The sequence below is a fragment of the Mycolicibacterium peregrinum genome (assembly GCF_001665625.1).
In the GTDB taxonomy this organism is placed as follows: domain Bacteria; phylum Actinomycetota; class Actinomycetes; order Mycobacteriales; family Mycobacteriaceae; genus Mycobacterium; species Mycobacterium peregrinum_B.
Map to the genome: position 1 here is coordinate 17030 of NZ_LZSY01000160.1, position 15550 is coordinate 32579.

Annotated in this window: 13 protein-coding genes; 9 read left to right on the forward strand and 4 right to left on the reverse strand. The window is 66.4% G+C overall.

The annotated features are described in order from the left end of the window. Positions 1-41 precede the first annotated feature (41 nt). Positions 42-974, reverse strand: coding sequence for a heme o synthase (locus A5779_RS25515; protein WP_055113706.1), 933 nt, complete (start codon positions 972-974; stop codon positions 42-44). A 232-nt stretch (positions 975-1206) separates the two neighbouring features. Between A5779_RS25515 and tkt the strand changes: the two genes are divergently transcribed. Genes tkt through pgl form a run of 5 tightly spaced genes read left to right on the forward strand, consistent with a single transcriptional unit; the run spans position 1207 to position 7647 of the window. After that, positions 1207-3297 (forward strand): transketolase, encoded by a 2091-nt coding sequence (tkt, locus tag A5779_RS25520; RefSeq protein ID WP_064886518.1) that lies wholly within the window; start codon positions 1207-1209, stop codon positions 3295-3297. A 51-nt stretch (positions 3298-3348) separates the two neighbouring features. Next, positions 3349-4464: a transaldolase gene (gene tal / locus A5779_RS25525; protein WP_064886519.1), complete on the forward strand. Its 1116-nt coding sequence runs from the start codon at positions 3349-3351 to the stop codon at positions 4462-4464. Next, a complete protein-coding gene (gene zwf, locus A5779_RS25530) occupies positions 4461-6011 on the forward strand; it encodes a glucose-6-phosphate dehydrogenase (protein ID WP_064886520.1) in 1551 nt (516 codons plus the stop codon). Before tal ends, zwf begins: the two co-directional genes overlap by 4 nt. After that, positions 6008-6919 (forward strand): glucose-6-phosphate dehydrogenase assembly protein OpcA, encoded by a 912-nt coding sequence (opcA, locus tag A5779_RS25535; protein ID WP_064886541.1) that lies wholly within the window; start codon positions 6008-6010, stop codon positions 6917-6919. Before zwf ends, opcA begins: the two co-directional genes overlap by 4 nt. Then, positions 6916-7647, forward strand: a complete 732-nt coding sequence (gene pgl, locus A5779_RS25540) for a 6-phosphogluconolactonase (protein WP_064886521.1) — start codon at positions 6916-6918, stop codon at positions 7645-7647. The genes opcA and pgl overlap by 4 nt, the downstream gene beginning before the upstream one ends. Before the next feature lie 9 nt (positions 7648-7656). On the opposite strand, the gene A5779_RS34130 is transcribed toward pgl, so the two are convergent. Then, positions 7657-7812 (reverse strand): hypothetical protein, encoded by a 156-nt coding sequence (locus tag A5779_RS34130; RefSeq protein WP_165609831.1) that lies wholly within the window; start codon positions 7810-7812, stop codon positions 7657-7659. A 50-nt stretch (positions 7813-7862) separates the two neighbouring features. Here A5779_RS34130 and A5779_RS25545 point away from each other — a divergent pair, with 50 nt between their 5' ends. The 4 genes from A5779_RS25545 to A5779_RS25560 all read left to right on the forward strand — a co-directional run bounded on the left by A5779_RS25545 (position 7863) and on the right by A5779_RS25560 (position 12142). After that, positions 7863-8240, forward strand: coding sequence for a hypothetical protein (locus tag A5779_RS25545; protein ID WP_064886522.1), 378 nt, complete (start codon positions 7863-7865; stop codon positions 8238-8240). 193 nt (positions 8241-8433) lie between these two features. Then, positions 8434-9726, forward strand: coding sequence for an MFS transporter (locus A5779_RS25550; RefSeq protein WP_064886523.1), 1293 nt, complete (start codon positions 8434-8436; stop codon positions 9724-9726). Then, a complete protein-coding gene (locus A5779_RS25555) occupies positions 9693-11000 on the forward strand; it encodes an ABC transporter substrate-binding protein (RefSeq protein ID WP_064886524.1) in 1308 nt (435 codons plus the stop codon). The genes A5779_RS25550 and A5779_RS25555 overlap by 34 nt, the downstream gene beginning before the upstream one ends. 17 nt (positions 11001-11017) lie before the next feature. Next, positions 11018-12142, forward strand: a complete 1125-nt coding sequence (locus A5779_RS25560; RefSeq protein WP_165609832.1) for an FAD-dependent oxidoreductase — start codon at positions 11018-11020, stop codon at positions 12140-12142. Between the two features lie 74 nt (positions 12143-12216). On the opposite strand, the gene ppc is transcribed toward A5779_RS25560, so the two are convergent. Together ppc and secG are read right to left on the reverse strand one after the other, a co-directional pair. Next, entirely contained in the window at positions 12217-15021 is a 2805-nt protein-coding gene (gene ppc / locus A5779_RS25565) for a phosphoenolpyruvate carboxylase (protein ID WP_064886526.1), read from the reverse strand. 253 nt (positions 15022-15274) lie between these two features. After that, a complete protein-coding gene (gene secG, locus A5779_RS25570) occupies positions 15275-15508 on the reverse strand; it encodes a preprotein translocase subunit SecG (RefSeq protein ID WP_003880837.1) in 234 nt (77 codons plus the stop codon). Positions 15509-15550 lie beyond the last annotated feature (42 nt).

Consider the following 15550-nt stretch of genomic DNA (forward strand, 5'->3'; position numbering starts at 1 on the left):
CGCTGCCACACCCCGCAGGTGCGGACCGCGGGTTCGTGGACCTAGTGGCCGAAGAGCGTCGGCAGCGCCAGCGCCGAGTCGATGGCCAATGCACAGAACACGACAGCCAGGTAGTTGTTCGACTGCAGGAACAACCGCAGCGGCTTCACCGGCTCACCGCGCTTCACCCCGGAGTAGAGCTGATGCGCCATCACCAGGAACCAGGCGCCCGCCAGTAGGGCAACAGCGCCGTACAGCCATCCGGTGGCCAGCGCCAGCGCCAGCGTGGTGAGGACCGTCAACCAGGTGTAGATCAGGATCTGGCGGGTGACCTGACGCTCGGTGGCCACGGCGGGCAACATCGGCACGCCGGCCGCCTTGTAGTCGTCCTTGTAACGCATCGCGAGTGCCCACGTGTGCGGCGGTGTCCAGAAGAAGATGATCAGGAACATCACCACCGCCGGCCACTGGATGGTGCCGGTCACCGCGGACCAACCGATCATCACCGGCATGCAACCGGCCGCTCCGCCCCACACCACGTTCTGGGAGGTGCGGCGTTTGAGCAGCAGGGTGTAGACGAAAACGTAGAACGCGATGGTGGCCACGGCCAGCACCCCGGACAGCAGGTTCGACGTCCAGGTCAGCCAACAGAACGACGTCACCGACAGCACCAACCCGAAGATCAGTGCATGCCGCGTCGGCACCGATGCCTGAGCCAACGGGCGGCGGGCGGTGCGCTTCATCACCTTGTCGATGTCGGCGTCGGCCACGCAGTTGAGCGTGTTGGCGCCTGCCGCGGCCAGCATGCCGCCGATCAGGGTGTTGAGGATCAGCAGCGGGTCAACGGTGCCCCGTTCGGCCAGCAACATGGCCGGAATGGTGGTGACCAGCAACAACTCGATCACACGCGGCTTGGTCAACGCCAAATACGACAGGAAGGTGGACCGTACTCGGCTCGGCGCCCCATTGATGAGCCGGCGCTCGCGAATGCTCACGCAAATAACTCCTCGGGTGGCGTCACGCGGCTTCTACTACACACGATGGTAGACCGCCGCCCGAACGCCTCGGCACCGCAGGGTCTGTTCGGGGCAACAACCGGGTAAACGAGCGGGTATCGGTGCGCCAACCAGTCTGCATCGGATGACTCCGCCCCACTAGGGTGTTTGTCGTAGCAGCATGGCAACTGCGCGCACGTGCCGGCAGATAGAAGACGAGGAAGTGAGCTTAGTGACCACCGCCGAAGAGATCACCGCTCTCACCCAGCCCAACCACCCAGATGACTGGACCGAAGTCGACAGCGTTGCCGTCGACACCGTCCGGGTGCTCGCGGCTGACGCGGTGCAGAAGGTCGGCAACGGCCACCCGGGAACCGCGATGAGCCTGGCACCGCTGGCCTACACGCTGTTCCAGCGGCAGCTCCGGCACGACCCCAGCGACACGGAGTGGATCGGTCGGGACCGCTTCGTGCTGTCCTGTGGGCACTCCAGCCTCACCCTGTACCTCCAGCTGTACCTCGGCGGTTTCGGCCTCGAGCTGGCCGACATCGAGGCGCTGCGCACCTGGGGCTCGCTGACCCCCGGCCATCCCGAGTACCACCACACCAAGGGTGTGGAGATCACCACCGGCCCGCTGGGCCAGGGCCTGGCCTCGGCCGTCGGTATGGCGATGGCCGCCCGTTACGAGCGCGGCCTGTTCGATCCGGACACCGCCCCGGGCGAGAGCCCCTTCGACCACTACATCTATGTGGTGGCCTCTGACGGCGACATGGAAGAGGGCGTCACCAGCGAAGCGTCGTCGCTCGCGGGCACCCAGCAGCTCGGCAACCTCATCGTGTTCTGGGACGACAACAAGATCTCCATCGAGCACAACACCGACATCGCGCTGAGCGAGGATGTCCCCGCGCGGTACCGCGCCTACGGCTGGCACGTCCAGGAAGTCGAGGGCGGCGAGAATGTAGTCGGTATCGAGCAGGCCATCGCCGAGGCCAAGAAGGTGACCGACAAGCCGTCGTTCATCGCGTTGCGCACCATCATCGGCTACCCCGCCCCCACCAAGATGAACACCGGTGGAGTGCACGGCTCGGCGCTGGGCGCCGACGAGGTGGCCGCCACCAAGAAGGTCCTCGGGTTCGACCCGGACAAGACCTTCGAGGTACGCGACGAGGTCATCGCCCACACCCGTGAACTGGTGACCCGCGGCAAGCAGGTCCACGACGAATGGCAGGTGTCGTTCGACGCCTGGGCCAAGCGGGAGCCCGAGCGCAAGGCCCTGCTCGACCGGCTGCAGGCCAAGGAGCTTCCCGAGGGCTGGGACGCCGAACTGCCGCACTGGGACCTGGACTCCAAGCCGGTGGCCACCCGCGCCGCGTCCGGTGCCGTACTGGCCGCCGTCGGGCAGACGCTGCCCGAGTTGTGGGGCGGTTCGGCCGATCTCGCCGGCAGCAACAACACCACGATCAAGGGCGCCAATTCGTTCGGGCCGCCGTCGATCTCGACCGAGGACTGGAACGCGACCTGGTACGGGCGCACCCTGCACTTCGGTATCCGCGAGCACGCGATGGGCGCGATCCTGTCCGGCATCGTGCTGCACGGCCCGACCCGGCCCTACGGCGGAACGTTCCTCCAGTTCTCGGATTACATGCGGCCGGCCGTGCGTTTGGCCTCGTTGATGAACATCGATCCGATCTACGTCTGGACGCACGATTCGATCGGCCTCGGCGAGGACGGCCCGACGCACCAGCCGATCGAACACCTGGCGGCGCTGCGGGCGATCCCGAATCTGTCGGTGGTGCGTCCGGGCGACCCGAACGAGACCGCCTACGCCTGGAAGACCGTGCTGGAGCGCACCGCCAGCACCGGCCCCGTGGGCCTGATCCTGACCCGCCAGGGTGTACCTGTGATCGAAGGCACCAGCGCCGAAGGCGTGGCCCGCGGCGGCTACGTGCTGGGTGGCACCCCGGAGGAGAATCCCGACGTGGTGATCATCGGCACGGGCTCCGAGCTGCAGCTCGCCGTCGCAGCACAGAAGCTGTTGGCGGACAAGGACATCAACGCGAGCGTGGTGTCGATGCCGTGTGTCGAGTGGTTCGAATCCCAGCCCAAGGAGTACCGCGATTCGGTGCTGCCGCCGGCGGTTTCGGCCCGGGTGGCGGTCGAGGCCGCAGTGGCGCAGAGTTGGTACAAGCTGGTCGGAGACACCGGCGAGATCGTCTCGATCGAGCACTACGGTGCCTCTGCCGACGACAAGACGCTGTTCCGTGAGTTCGGTTTCACCGCCGAGGCCGTGGCGGCCGCGGCGGAACGATCCCTGGACAACTGACCGCACCGCGGTCGCGACAACTAACTTCACGACTGGCAGGAGAAGGCGAACATGACTCAGAACCCGAACCTCGCGGCGCTGAGCGCCGCGGGTGTATCCGTCTGGCTCGACGATTTGTCGCGCGAGCGGTTGCAGACCGGCAATCTGCAGAATCTGATCGATACCCGCAGCGTCGTGGGCGTCACCACCAACCCGTCGATCTTCCAGGCCGCGCTGTCGAAGGGCACCGCGTATGACGCCCAGGTCGCCGAGCTCGCCAAGCAGGGTGCCGACGTGGACGACACCATCCGCACGGTGACCACCGACGACGTCCGCAACGCCTGCGATGTCCTGGCCAAGCAGTACGAGGCCTCCGACGGGGTCGACGGCCGGGTATCCATCGAGGTGGACCCGCGGCTGGCCCACGAAACCGACAAGACGATCCTGCAGGCCATCGACCTGTGGAAAACCGTCGACCGCCCGAACCTGCTGATCAAGATCCCGGCCACGCTGGCGGGGCTGCCCGCGATCACCGCGGTGATCGCCGAGGGCATCTCGGTCAACGTCACGCTGATCTTCTCGGTGGAGCGGCACCGGGCCGTGATGGACGCCTACCTGTCCGGCCTGGAGAAGGCCCGCGAGGCCGGCCACGATCTGTCCAAGATCCACTCCGTCGCTTCGTTCTTCGTGTCCCGCGTGGACACCGAGATCGACAACCGACTGGAGAAGATCGGCTCCGAGGACGCACTGGCACTGCGCGGCAAGGCCGGTGTGGCGAACTCGCGGCTCGCCTACGCCGCCTACGAGGAAGTCTTCGGCGGCGAGCGCTTCGCAGCGCTCAAGGACAACGGCGCCCGGGTGCAGCGCGTGCTCTGGGCTTCCACCGGTGTCAAGAATCCGGACTACTCGGACACCCTCTACGTCACCGAACTGGTTGCGCCGCACACGGTGAACACGTTGCCGGAGAAGACGCTGGAAGCGTTCGCCGACCACGGCAAGATCACCGGGGACACCATCACCGGGACCGCCGCGGCGTCGCAGGAGATCTTCGACAAGCTCAGCGCCGTCGGCATCGACCTGGTCGATGTATTCAAGGTGCTCGAGGACGAGGGTGTGGACAAGTTCGAAAAGTCGTGGCAGGAACTGCTCGACGCGACACAGGGCCAACTCGACGCCGCCAAGAAATGAGCCCGCTCAACGACAGGCCGGAGACCGCCTGGCGTAACCCGTTGCGGGACAAGCGCGACAAGCGCATGCCCCGCATCGCGGGCCCGTGTGCGGTGGTGATCTTCGGTGTGACCGGCGATCTGGCCCGCAAGAAGTTGATGCCGGCCATCTATGACCTGGCCAACCGCGGTCTGCTGCCACCCAGCTTCGCGCTGGTGGGCTTCGCCCGCCGCGACTGGGCGGACGAGGATTTCGGCAAGATCGTCTTCGACGCCGTCAAGCAGCACGCCCGCACTCCCTTCCGCCAGGAGGTCTGGGACCGCCTGGCGGAGGGATTCCGGTTCGTGCAGGGCACATTCGACGACCACGAGTCGTTCGAACGGCTCAAGGACACCCTGCACAAACTCGACGTCGAGCGCGGCACCAGCGGCAATCACGCGTTCTACCTGTCGATTCCGCCGAAGGCGTTCCCCCAGGTCTGCGAGCAGCTGAGCAAATCCGGGCTGGCCGACAAGCCGGAGGGCAGCTGGAGCCGGGTGGTCATCGAGAAGCCGTTCGGTCACGACCTCAAGAGCGCCGAGGAACTCAACGCTGTGGTCAACAGCGTGTTCCCGGAGTCGTCGGTGTTCCGCATCGACCACTACCTGGGCAAGGAAACCGTCCAGAACCTCCTGGCACTGCGCTTCGCCAACGAGATGTTCGAGCCGGTGCTGAACTCCCACTACGTCGACAGTGTCCAGATCACCATGGCCGAGGACATCGGGCTCGGCGGGCGGGGCGGCTACTACGACGGAGTCGGCGCCGCCCGCGACGTCATCCAGAACCATCTGCTGCAGCTGCTGGCGCTGACGGCGATGGAAGAGCCGGTGAGCTTCTCCCCCGCCGAACTGCAGGCCGAGAAGATCAAGGTGCTCTCGGCCACCCGGCTTGCCGAGCCGCTGGACGAGACCACGTCGCGGGGGCAGTACGCCGCGGGCTGGCAGGGCGGCGAGAAGGTCGTCGGGCTGTTGGACGAGGAAGGCTTCTCCAAGACATCCACCACCGAGACGTTCGCAGCCATCACACTGGACGTGGACACCCGACGCTGGGCGGGCGTGCCGTTCTATCTGCGCACCGGAAAACGCTTGGGCCGCAGGGTCACCGAGATCGCACTGCTCTTCAAGCGGGCACCGCACCTGCCCTTCGATGCCACGATGACCGATGAGCTCGGCCAGAATGCGCTGGTGATCCGGGTCCAACCGGACGAAGGCATCACGCTGCGGTTCGGGTCCAAGGTCCCGGGCCACATCATGGAGGTCCGCGATGTCAGCATGGACTTCTCCTACGGTTCGGCCTTCGCCGAGGAGTCGCCGGAAGCCTACGAGCGCCTGATCCTCGACGTGTTGCTGGGCGAGCCATCGCTGTTCCCGGTCAATGCCGAGGTCGAATTGTGTTGGAAAATCCTGGATCCCGCACTCGAGTACTGGGCTACCCACGGTAAGCCCGATTCCTACGAGTCCGGAACCTGGGGCCCTGAATCGTCGTTCGAGATGCTGCGCCGGTCAGGCCGGGAATGGAGGCGGCCGTGATTGTCGATCTGCCCGAGACCAATACCGGGGCGATCAACAAGAAGATCGTCGCTCTGCGCGAAGAGGGCGGTGCGATCACCCTCGGCCGGGTGCTGACGTTGGTCATCGCCCCCGATACCGAAGCGGTGCTTGAGGAGTCGATCGAGGCGGCCAACTGGGCCAGCCGTGAGCATCCCTGCCGGGTGATCGTGGTCATCCCCGGCGATCGCCTGACCACGGAGGCCCGACTGGACGCCCAGTTGCGGGTGGGCCGCGATGCCGGCGCCAACGAGGTGGTGGTGCTGCGGTTGTCCGGTCCGCTGGCCAACCACGCCAGCAGTGTCGTGACGCCGTTCCTGTTGCCGGACACGCCGGTGGTGACCTGGTGGCCCGACCTCGCCCCCGCCTTCCCGGCACAGGATCCGCTGGGCAAGTTGGCGATTCGCCGGATCACCGACGCCACGAATGGCTCTGATCCGCTGGCCTGCATCAAGAGCAGGCTCAACGGTTACACCGATGGTGACACCGATCTCGCTTGGAGCCGCGTCACCTACTGGCGCGCCTTGCTGGCCGCCGCGATCGATCAGCCGCCACACGAACCCATCACCTCGGCGCTCGTGTCCGGGCTCAAGGACGAGCCCGCGCTCGACATCCTGGCCGGCTGGCTGGCCAACCGCATCGACGGGCCGGTGACCCGGACGACAGGTGACTTGAAGGTCGAGCTGACCCGGCCCAGTGAAACCGTGACCCTGGCGCGGCCGCAGACCGGCGTCACGGCGGTACTGAGCCGCACCGGCAAGCCGGATGCATTGGTGCCCTTGGCCCGCCGCGAAGCCAAGGAGTGCCTGGCAGAGGATCTGCGCCGGCTCGACGCCGACGAAATCTACTACGACGCACTCACGGGAATCGACAAGGTCCAATACGTATGAGCACTGTTATCGAGCGTTACGCCGACACCGACGCGCTGGTGACCGCAGCCGGAGACCGGTTGGTAGGAGCCATCACGTCGGCGATCTCCGAGCGAGGTCATGCCAACATCGTGCTCACCGGCGGAGGCACGGGAATCGGCCTGCTCAAGCGGGTCGGAGAGCGCAGCGGCGAGATCGACTGGTCGAAGGTGCACGTCTACTGGGGCGACGAGCGTTTCGTGCCGCAGGACGACGACGAACGCAACGACAAGCAGGCCCGCGAGGCACTGCTGGACCATGTCGGGATCTCGGACGTCAACGTGCACGCGATGGCCGCCAGCGATGGCGAATTCGGTGACGATCTCACCGCGGCCGCCGCCGGGTACGCACAACTGCTGGCCGCCAACTTCGACGCTCCCGGCCCCGAGTTCGATGTGCATCTGCTCGGCATGGGCGGCGAGGGACATGTCAACTCACTGTTCCCCGACACTGCCGCGGTGCGTGAGAACGACCGCATGGTGGTGGGGGTGCCCGACTCCCCCAAGCCACCGCCACGACGTATCACGTTGACACTCCCCGCGATTCGTAACTCCCGCGAGGTGTGGCTGGTGGTGTCCGGCGAGGCCAAGGCCGACGCGGTCGCCGCCGCGCTCGGTGGTGCCGATCCGGTCGACATCCCCGCCGCAGGCGCCGTCGGTCGCGACCGGACGGTGTGGCTGCTCGACGAGGCTGCCGCAAGCAAGCTCTGAGTCAGTCGACTAGTCGTCGGAGTTGCTGCGCTTCCGCTCGGCGATTCGGTCGGCCAGGGCCTCGGCATAGCCGGCCACGTAGTCGGCCACCTGACGGTTGGGCGTGGCCAGGTCGGTCACCACCGCCGACCGGACTCGGTGTTCGCAGAATTGCCGCACAACCATTCAGACGCGGTTGGCCCGCGTTTGGTTCCCCAGCGGCCATACTGTGTGCCATGGCAGACAAAGGGGACGGCCGCGCCCGCCCGAACTCCGGGCGGCAGCGCATCCGGACGCTGACGCAGGCCGCACTCAATGCCGATATGACCGTCGAGCAGGTAGACACCCTGCTCACCGATCTCAGCAGCACCCTGGTCGACCTGAACAGGTCCACCGGCGGCCTGGATTCCACGCTGGACCGCTTCAACGAAACCATCACCCGCATCGACGAACTCGCGCCTCGCCTCATCGGTATGGTCGAGCGCCTGGAGTCGATCGTGGACCGCGTCGAGGTCATCGTCGGTATCGGCGAGGCCGTGATGGCACCGTTGGCCGCAACAGAGAGCGCGGTGCGCGGAATGATCGACCGGGTCCGCAAGAGCACAGGCCTGTAGGGCGGGTCCGCGCGGCACCTCGGTTACAGTGGTGGCCATGGGTGTCGGATTCGATCGAGCAGACGCGCGTGGCGCGGCGTTCGCACCCAGTTTGCTGGCTTCGATCTGGAATCGAGCACGTCTGGCGCCGCTGAAGAGGATCTCGGGTTAGCTTTCGCTGCCCATTTGCTCCTGCTATCAGCTTCGAGGCGTCATGAAGCCGTCCCTATATGCCGTTGCGGCATCGCTCTACCTGACCGAATACACCCTCTACTCCAATTCGTCGTCGGCTGTGCTGTTGAACTCGGCGATTGCCGAGTATTTCGGCATCCCGTTCTCACGGGCCGCCTATATCGGCGTGGCGTTCCTCGCCGGATTCTGTCTGGCGTTGCTGCCTGCGGGCCTGCTGTCGCACCGGTACCGACCCACGACTCTGTTCTTCGCCAGTTCGGGGGTCTTGGCGGTCCTCGGTATCGCCGTCGGACTCAGCCCCGAGTTCTGGGTCCTCATCGCGTTGCGCTTCCTGCAGGGCATCGCCTCGGCGGTGCTCGCACCGCAGATCTTCCGGATCATCCGGGCTCAGTTCTATCCCGACCATCACTCGGCGGTCCTTGGTACCTGGGGCCTGGTGGTCTCGGCCTCAGCCCTGTGCTCACCGCTGATCACCGCCCTGCTCAACGATCTGTGGGGCTGGCGCTCGTTCCCCTACGAAACCGTGGTGACCACCGTCGCGGCGATGGCGCTGTTGGCCATTGCGCCCGCCACGCCAGACGCCGATGACACCGCCACGACCGGACGGGTGGCGACCCCGCTGGTGGCGCTCGCGGTGGTTCAGCTCGCGGTCTTCCTGACGATCGGTCGGTCCACCACGGTGTACGCCGAGGTGGCATTGCTGATCGTGGCGATCCTGCTCGGGATCGCCGTGATCGTTCTGCGCAGCCGGTCCCAGACCCGGGTCCTGTCGGGAAGTCTGGTCGTGGTGTTCATGGCCGGCATCGCGACCAACGTGTTCACCCTCTCCGTGGTGTATGTGCTGCAGCAGGTTCGTGGACTGGATTCCTATGCCTCGGCACTGTTCCTGTTGCCGATGGCGTTCTTCGCCGGGCTGATCCCGATGCTGAGATTCGGTAGGCCCGGAGACAATTCGAAGAGCACCCGGCTGGTGTGCATCGGCTCGGTGTTCCTGATCGTGGCGGGTCTGAGCCTGTTCGGACACGTGCCGCTGGGCAGCGCCGCGTTGATGGGTTGCGCGATGGGGTTCCTGTGGAGTTCGCTGGCCAGCAACGTGTTGACGAATTCGACGCAGGTCCCCTTTGATTCCAGCCTTTACCACTACCTTCGGGCGCTGGGCGCGGCCATCGGAGTGGCAACCGGGGCGACGATGATCGACGGGCTTGGGGCCGAACTGTTCAGCGGCGCGGCCGTGCTGGTGACGGCGATCGGGGTGGTGGCGGCGCTCGCGGCCCGTTCGGCATGGCAGGCAACGAGATTGGCGCCGGTGCGATGATGCGCGACCTCACGTTCGGCTGGCCGACCCATCAGCTCACCAGCGACCCGCGCCTGGCCTACAACAGCATCTCGAAAACTTGCTGCCGGCTGATCTATGAGAGCCTCCTCGACACCGATCCGGGAACCGGCAGGCTCCTGCCGTGGCTGGCCACCTCGTGGCACTATTGCGACCCGCTGACCCTGGAGGTGACGATCGCCCCCGATCGGCATTTCTCCGACGGCACACCGCTGACCCCGGAGGCCGTCGTGCAGAGCTTTGCCGGTATCACTGCGCTCCAGGAGGTCTCACCGCGTCCTGCCGCGGTGACGATGCTCGCCGGGCTCCAATCAGTCGAGGCGGGAACCGACACCGTGACGTTTCACTTCGCGCGTCACAACGCGGCGTTCCTGCGGTCACTGGCCACTGTCAATCTGGCGATCCGCAACGCGCAGGGTCTGGGCACCGGCCGATGGCGCCCGGTCACGGGCGGGCTGACCGACGGCTCGCGCCGATTGATGTTCGAGCAGACCGATACCGGCGACCTGTACGCCGGCGCGATCGACGGCCATCACCTCGCCGACATCCACAACCCGGGGATCAGTTACGGATTGTGTCCCAACGCTTCCCGCGGCCCGCTGACCGATCCTGCTGTGCGCCGCGCGCTGTCGCTGCTGATCAACCGTTCCGCGCTGCGACCGATCCTCGATGCCCACGGATACTCCGTCGCCTCATCGGTGCTGACCCCGACGACCGACGGATACCGGGACTGCTCCGCCGAGTTGGCCTACGACCCGGTGACGGCCCGCCGACTCCTCGCCGCCGCGGATGCGCAGCGGCTTTCGTTCGACGTGGTGTTCAACAGCACGTTCTCCCCTGTCGACGCCGCCGTCCTCACCGCAGTTGCCGCACAGTGGAGAGAACACGGTATCGAGCTGGTCCTCGCCGACGTCGACTTCCCGGAACTGCGAAGCCGCCAGGAGGCCGGCGACTACGACTTCCGGTTCTTCTACTTCACCGGTGCCGACCCCGACCTGCTGCGCTATCAGTTCGCCGTGACTCAGCGAAACATGAACCGCCGCAACGCCCCAGATGACCTGGACGCCATGCTCGACGCCCAGCTCATCTGTGCGGACCCAGACGGACGCCGCGGGCTCGTGGATGCGATCCAACGCCGCATCGTCGAAACCGGGCTGTGGCTGCCGCTCTGCAATGTCCGAACCGTCACCAGTTACCGGCCCGACGTACTGCCCGATGTCCACCTCGACACCGAAGCCCTGGTCCGGATCCCATGAACCCGAGAGGAATCTCGATGGATATCGCCATCATCGGCGCAGGCCTCGGTGGCCTCGCCGCCGCCGTCGCCCTGCAGCGCCACGGTCACCGGCCCGTCGTCTTCGACAAGACCCGCGAACTCGGCGAGGTCGGCGGCCCACTGGGTATCTCGCCGCAGACCCTCCGATTGTTCGGTGAGTGGGGTGTTGCCGATGCGTTCGACGAAATCTCCTCGGCCACCCAGTACTTCGAGAACCGCGATCAGCTCGGACAGTTGGAGAAGATCACCGACTACGCGGCAACGCCGGAGGCCGGCGCCGAACACGGCCGGTTCGGCTACGCCGACTCCGATCTTGCTCCGCGTACCGTGCACCGCGCGGATCTGCACGGCCTGCTGGTCTCGGCGGTGGGATCCGAGCAGGTGCGCCTTCGCCACGAACTGTCCGGTATCACCGAGCGTGACGACCACGTCGAGCTGACCTTCACCGATGGTGAGGTGGTCCGGGCCGCCTTGGTGATCGCCGCAGACGGGCTGCGTTCGCGAGCACGGAAGATGTTCAGCGACGATGACATTCACTACTGCGGCTCGGTGATCTTCCGAGCCGTCAGCCCCGCCGAATGCCTAGAGATTCCCAACGACCGGCTGCGGTCCTGGCATTCGGCGGACTACGCCAAGCACGTCATCGCCATGCCGGTGCGAGCCGGCAGGCAGGTGGCCGTCGATGCCACCCTCGGGGTGGACGAGCCTCCGCTGCACCTGTGGTCGGCCCAGGCGGACCTGCAGGCACTCGCCGCCCAGTTCGATGAGTTCGACCCCGCGGTCGGTCGGATGCTGCGCGCCGCCACGAGTCCGGTGTACATGCATCCGGTGTACGACCGCGACCCGATCGACCGGTGGACCACTGCGCGCGTCGCGCTACTCGGGGATGCGGCACACCCGATGACGCCGTTCGGTGGCCAGGGCGCCAATCAGGCCATCCAGGACGCCGCCGAGGTGGCCACCCAGATCGCCACGGTCCCTGACGGCGACTACGCCGAAGCGCTGCAACGCTATCAACGCGTCCGAACGGAACAGACGGCGGAGATTCAGCGTGCGGCACGCGGTTATGCCGACCGCCGGGCGAGGGTGTCGTCGCGGCTGGCCGATGTCCTGATGAGGTAGCCACCGTTGCGGCAGCAACAATCTAGCCACCGTTGCGGCAGCAACAATCTAGCCACCGTTGCGGCAGCAACAAATCAGCCGCTGTTGCGCAGCGCTGTCGCCAAACCGCTCATGGTGAGCAGGATTCCGCGCTGTACCCGTTCGTCGGTATCCCCGCCGCGGTACCGGCGCAGCAGCTCGACCTGAAGGTGATTGAGCGGTTCGAGGTAGGGGAACCGGTTGAACACCGAGCGGGCCAGGGCCGGGTTGTCAGCCAGCAGGTCGTCCTGACCGGTGATCAGCTTGTACATCTCGATGGTGCGGGTGTGCTCGGCGACGATCTTGTCGAACACCCGGGCCCGCAATTCCTCGTCGTCGACCAGCTCGGAATACCGTGCCGCCAAACCCATGTCCGACTTGGCCAGCACCTGGGCCATGTTCGACAACACCGTGCGGAAGAAGGGCCAGCGCCGGTACAGGTCCTGCAACACCGAGAGCCTGGTGTCGTCGTCGGCAATCCACTGCGCGAACGCGGTGCCCGTGCCGTACCAACCCGGCAGCATCACGCGGGATTGGCTCCAGGCGAGCACCCACGGGATGGCCCGCAGATCGGCGATGGAGGTGGTCGGTTTGCGTGAGCTGGGCCGGCTGCCGATGTTGAGTGCACCGATCTCGCTGACTGGTGTGGACGCCTTGAAGTACTCGACGAATCCAGGTGTCTCATGGACCAATTCGGCGTACGCCTGTTGTGCCAGGGCAGCGAGCTCGTCGAGCACCTGGTAGGCGGGGTCGGCGTCGTCGCCGAGCCCCTCGACGTCGAGCAAGGTGGATTCCAGCGTCGCGGCCAACAGCGTCTCCAGGTTGCGGTGCGCGATGCGCGGCTCCGCGTACTTGGCCGCGATCACCTCACCCTGCTCGGTGATCCGCAGCGATCCGTTCACCGCACCGGGCGGTTGCGCCAGGATCGCGTCATAACTGGGCCCGCCGCCTCGGCCGACGGTACCGCCCCGTCCGTGGAACAGACGCAACCGGATCCCGGTCGTGCGCGCCGCTTCGACGAGGTCCAGCTCGGCTCGGTACAACGCCCAGTTCGCCGCCAGATAACCGCCGTCCTTGTTCGAGTCCGAATAGCCCAACATCACTTCCTGATGTTGTCCCCGCGCAGCGACGATGCTGCGGTAGACCGGTAACGCGAGCGCAGTCTCCAGAACAGCCGAACCCTGTTGGAGATCCTCGATGGTTTCGAACAGCGGCACGATGCCGACGGGTGCGTACACCTCGCCGTGAGCCGCACCCGAAACGTCGAGCAGGCCGGCTTCTTTGAGCAGGATCGCCGCTTCGAGCAGGTCGGACACCGACTGGCACATGGAGATGATGTAGTTGGGTACCGCCTGTGCGCCGAAGACGGCGACCGCCCGCGCTGCGGCACCCACGATGTCGAGTTCCTTGCGGGCCAGCTCCGAGAGCTCGGCACCCTCACCGATCAGTGGACGTCTGGTGGAGATCTCGGCCGCGAGCAATTCCACCCGCTGCGCTTCGGGCAGAGAAGCGTAGTCGGGATGGACTCCGGCCCAGGCCAGCAGCTCGCCGACCACCTGCTCGTGTACCTCGGAATTCTGGCGCATGTCCAGGCCGCTCAGATGAAAACCGAAGACCCGCACTGCTTCTCGCAACCGGCTCAGCCGATCATCGGCCAGCACCGCGCTGCCGTGGCCGCGCAGCGAGGCGTCCACGATGTCGAGGGCGGCCAGGAACTCTTCCGGAGTGGCATACGCGGCAAGACCGAGGTCGAGCTCGTGTTCGGGCTGGTCGTCCAGGATCTCGCGACCGGTGGCGGTCAGACGGGCGTGGATGACCCGCAACGCCCTCCGGTAGGGCTCGTCGGCGCGGGCCGGCTCGTGGCAGGCTTCGGCCAGCGCGGTCAGCTCGTCGGTGACCGTGACCAGCCGGGCTGACATCGACAGCTCTTCTTCCAGCGCGGTGATCTCGGTGAAGTAGTGCGCGAAGGCGACGTGAGCGGCACGCCCGGTGGCGAGCCGCACCACGCCCGCATCGACGTTGGGGTTACCGTCCCGGTCACCGCCGATCCAGCTTCCCGGCCGCAGGATCGGCTGCTCCAACAGGTTCTCCCCCGGCCAGCGCGCCTGCAACGCGTTCCGCACCTCGGCGTTCACCTGTGGGATCACCTCGAAGAATGCCGCTGGGTAGTACCGCAGCCCCGTCTCGATCTCGTCGGAGATCTTGAGTCGCGACAACCGTACGAGTGCGGTCTGCCACAGCGTCAGGATGTTGCGGCGCAACTCGATCTCGATGTCCCGGCCGTCGGCGGTGCGGGTGAGTCCGTTCATGCGCAGCCGCATCAACTCGGTGACCCGATGCTGGGTGTCGAAGACCGTGCGACGTCGGGTTTCGGTGGGATGCGCGGTGATCACGGGTGACACCAGGGCACCGCTCAACGCGTCAGCGACGGCGGCCGCTGCCAGGTCGGCCCGATCGAGCTTGAGATAGGTGGCGGCCAAACTGCTGTCCTGCGGTGGCTCGCCGGCGGCCTCGTGCACGGCGCGTCGGCGCTCGCGGTGGATGTCCTCGGCGACGTTGGCCAGCAGCGCGAAGTGGGTGAAGGCGCGGATGACCGGGATCGCTTGGTGCACATCGATATCGGTGAACAGGTCGGCCAGCTCGGCCCGGTCGATCTCCGAGCGGCGAACCCGGAAGGACTCGACCCGGGCCCGTTCGACCAGGTCGAAGACCTCGTCTCCGTTCTGTTCGCGCACGGTGTCGCCGAGGATCGCACCGAGTAACCGGATGTCCTCACGCATCGGCTCGGTGGCCTCGCGGCCCACCGGAGTGCGCTGAACCGCACCGATCGGATCCAGGGCGGTGTCGGGACCGTCAGCCATGTCCTCAGTATCGTTGCCGCGCCCGCGTGCCGCACCCCGGGTCAGAGGAGGAAGCGCTGGCCGGAATTTCGACATGTAGAAAGTGCCTGCCGGGAAGAACCGGGAGAACGGTCCGGCCCCATCCCGCGGACGGCACGACGTTTCCGTTCAGGGTGAACTGCGGGTCACGCCGCCCGAACGGCCGCGGCACCACGCCAGTAGCGAGCGGTCACCGCAATACCCCCGACTGGCGGGAGTATCCGGACAACCAGGGTTAGCCGTACTTGATCAGCAGCGCGACGCCGACGATCGACACCAGCCAGATGCCGGTCACGAAGAGCGTCAACCGGTCGAGGTTCTTCTCGACCACGGTGGAGCCGGACAGGCTGGACTGGACACCGCCACCGAACAGGGTGGACAGACCGCCACCTTTGGCGCGATGCAGCAGCACCAGGAGCACGACCAGCACGCTGGTCACGACCAGAGTGATCTGCAGAGCCAATTCCATGGCTGTAAGACTACCGGGTGCGGTGTCCGGCCCAGGTCCCCG

Bases quoted from the DNA above. Each gene is read 5' to 3' on its own strand.
- zwf (WP_064886520.1), top strand. From the start codon at position 4,461: ATGAGCCCGCTCAACGACAGGCCGGAGACCGCCTGGCGTAACCCGTTG.
- A5779_RS25560 (WP_165609832.1), top strand. From the start codon at position 11,018: ATGGATATCGCCATCATCGGCGCAGGCCTCGGTGGCCTCGCCGCCGCC.
- A5779_RS25555 (WP_064886524.1), top strand. From the start codon at position 9,693: ATGGCAGGCAACGAGATTGGCGCCGGTGCGATGATGCGCGACCTCACG.
- tal (WP_064886519.1), top strand. From the start codon at position 3,349: ATGACTCAGAACCCGAACCTCGCGGCGCTGAGCGCCGCGGGTGTATCC.
- A5779_RS34130 (WP_165609831.1), bottom strand. From the start codon at position 7,812: ATGGTTGTGCGGCAATTCTGCGAACACCGAGTCCGGTCGGCGGTGGTG.
- secG (WP_003880837.1), bottom strand. From the start codon at position 15,508: ATGGAATTGGCTCTGCAGATCACTCTGGTCGTGACCAGCGTGCTGGTC.
- A5779_RS25550 (WP_064886523.1), top strand. From the start codon at position 8,434: ATGAAGCCGTCCCTATATGCCGTTGCGGCATCGCTCTACCTGACCGAA.
- A5779_RS25545 (WP_064886522.1), top strand. From the start codon at position 7,863: ATGGCAGACAAAGGGGACGGCCGCGCCCGCCCGAACTCCGGGCGGCAG.
- ppc (WP_064886526.1), bottom strand. From the start codon at position 15,021: ATGGCTGACGGTCCCGACACCGCCCTGGATCCGATCGGTGCGGTTCAG.
- pgl (WP_064886521.1), top strand. From the start codon at position 6,916: ATGAGCACTGTTATCGAGCGTTACGCCGACACCGACGCGCTGGTGACC.